Here is a 2,490-nt window from a genome sequence, read left to right as displayed (position 1 = left end):
TGTTGAGTAGCGCTGAGAATTGACCCAGGATTATCACTGAGAGTTGACCCGGGTGGGTGTGGGTTATGTGCTGCCCACGAGAGGCCCGGTCAAGAGTTGGGTTTATCCTTTTCTGGATTGGGGTGTGGCGGAGCTGGCCCTGAAGCGGAAGCTGTCATTGCCCGTTTCGAGGATGTGGCAATGATGTGTGAGGCGATCGAGCAAGGCGGTGGTCATTTTGGCATCGCCGAAGACGCCGGACCATTCGCTGAAGCTGAGGTTGGTGGTGATCACGACGCTGGTGCGCTCGTAAAGTTTGCTGAGCAGATGGAACAGCAGGGCGCCACCTGACGGGCTGAACGGCAGATATCCCAGTTCATCCAGGATGATGAGATCGAGCTTGAGCAGCCGTTCGGCAATCTGGCCAGCCCTGTTGCTCGCCTTTTCCTGTTCGAGTGCATTGACCAGATCGACAGTGGCAAAGAAGCGCACCTTCCTGCGATGGTGCTCGACGGCCTGGACGCCAAGGGCGGTGGCCATGTGACTTTTGCCCGTGCCGGGGCCGCCAATCAGCACAACATTGTCGGCACTGTCCATGAAGTCGCCGCGGTGAAGCTGACGTACCAATGCCTCATTGACCTCGCTGGCGGCAAAGTCGAAGCCGGCCAGGTCCTTGTATGCCGGGAAGCGAGCAGCCTTGATCTGATAGGCGATCGAGCGGACCTCGCGCTCGGCCATTTCTGCCTTGAGCAACTGGGACAGCGTCGGCACGGCCGCCTCGAACGCCGGGGCCCCTTGCTCGATCAGGTCGCTGACGGCTTGGGCCATGCCATACATCTTGAGACCGCGCAGCATTACGACCACAGCAGCACTGGCAGGATCATGACGCATGGCGCAACTCCCTCAACGTGTCGTAGCGGTCGACATCGGCTTTGGGCTCCTTGCCGAGGCGTAAGGCTTGTGGAGCATCTATCGGGGGAGCCGGTGGAGCCTTCCCATCGATCAGGCGATGCAGGACATTGAGAACATGGGTTTTGGTTGCGACCCCGTCCTCGAGGGCGAGTTCAACAGCGCGCAGGACAGCCTGTTCGTCATGGTGCAGGACAAGGGAAAGGATCTCGACCATCTCCTTGTCACCGCCAAGCCGCTTGAGCAGCCTTACCTGTAGTTGCCGGAAGGCTTCAGGCATCTCCAGGAATGGGGCGCCATTGCGCAAGGCGCCCGGCTTGCGCTGAACAACGGCCAGATAGTGCCGCCAGTCATAGATCGTACGCCCGGACCTGTGATGGGACCGATCAATGATCCGCTCGTGTTCACACAGAAACTGCCCTTCCGCGACAATGACAAGCCGTTCGGGATACACACGCAGACTGACGGGCCGATTGGCGAAGGAGGCTGGCACGCTGTAGCGATTGCGTTCGAAGGCAATCAGGCAAGTGGGTGACACACGCTTGGTCTGCTCGACGAAACCATCGAATGCCCGCCCCATGGGCATCAGGCTGGCCACCTCTTCGGCGTGTACATCAGCAATGGTGCCGGGCAGCGCGCCGTGCTGGATTTCTGCCCACTGCGCGACGCATTGCTCCTCGAGCCAAGTGTTGAGAGCTGCAAGATCCGGGAAGCTGGGCATAGGTTGCCACAGGCGGTGGCGGGCATCCTGAACGTTCTTCTCGACCTGTCCCTTCTCCCAGCCTGAGGCGGGATTGCAGAAGTCCGTCTCGAACAGATAGTGGCTGGCAAGCGCGGCAAAGCGTGCGTTCACCTGTCGGGCCTTGCCGCGGCCAATCTTGTCGACTGCGGTTTTCATGTTGTCGAAGATCCCGCGCTGCGGCACGCCACCCAAAACTCGGAACGCCTGCGTCAGCGCATCGAACAACATCTCGTGGGTCTGCAGCAGATAAGCCCGGACGATGTACGCTCGGCTGTGCGACAGCTTGGTATGAGCCACCTGCAGCTTGACCTGTTTACCGCCCAGAACCGCATAGTCCTCGCTCCAGTCGAACTGGAAGGCCTCACCGGGCTGGAATACCAGCGGGACGAATGTTCCACGTCCGCTGGTCTGCTGTTCATACTGGCGCTCGCGCTTCCATTCCCGCGCAAACGCCGCCACTCGAGTATATGAGCCGTCAAAACCGAGTGCGACGAGATCGGCGTAAAGCTGCTTGGCCGTCCGCTTCTGTTTGCGCGACTTGCCTGCCTCCACGCGCAGCCACCCCGTCAACTTCTCAGCAAACGGGTCCAGCTTGCTCGGTCGATCAGGAACCCTGAATACCGGCTCCAGCGCGTCGGCGCGAAGATATTTGCGGATCGTGTTGCGCGATAACCCCGTTCGCCGCTTGATCTCGCGAATGGGTATGCCTTGCCGAAAGTGCCAGCGGCGGATCACACTGAGTAGGTCCATGTCGATCACTCCGATGCCTCCCGACTGTCAGCCGGGGGCGAGGAAAGCATGGGTCAATTCTCAGTGATAATTTCTGCACCTCCTGGGTCAATTCTCAGCGCTACTCAACA

2 protein-coding genes are annotated in these 2,490 nt (G+C 59.9%); both read right to left on the bottom strand.

Going from position 1 to position 2,490, the window contains the following annotated elements; translation table 11 throughout:
- Positions 1-102: 102 nt before the first annotated feature.
- Positions 103-870: an IS21-like element helper ATPase IstB gene (istB, locus tag Q8Q53_RS07695; protein ID WP_305701181.1), complete on the bottom strand. Its 768-nt coding sequence runs from the start codon at positions 868-870 to the stop codon at positions 103-105.
- Positions 860-2,380 carry an IS21 family transposase gene (gene istA, locus Q8Q53_RS07690; protein ID WP_305701182.1) on the bottom strand — a complete coding sequence of 507 codons (1,521 nt, stop codon included), beginning with the start codon at positions 2,378-2,380 and terminating at the stop codon, positions 860-862. Before istA ends, istB begins: the two co-directional genes overlap by 11 nt.
- Between the last annotated feature and the right edge of the window lie 110 nt (positions 2,381-2,490).

Source organism: Novosphingobium sp. (genome assembly GCF_030699305.1).
Classification (GTDB): Bacteria; Pseudomonadota; Alphaproteobacteria; order Sphingomonadales; family Sphingomonadaceae; genus Novosphingobium.
This window is presented reverse-complemented; position numbering and strand designations above follow the sequence as displayed.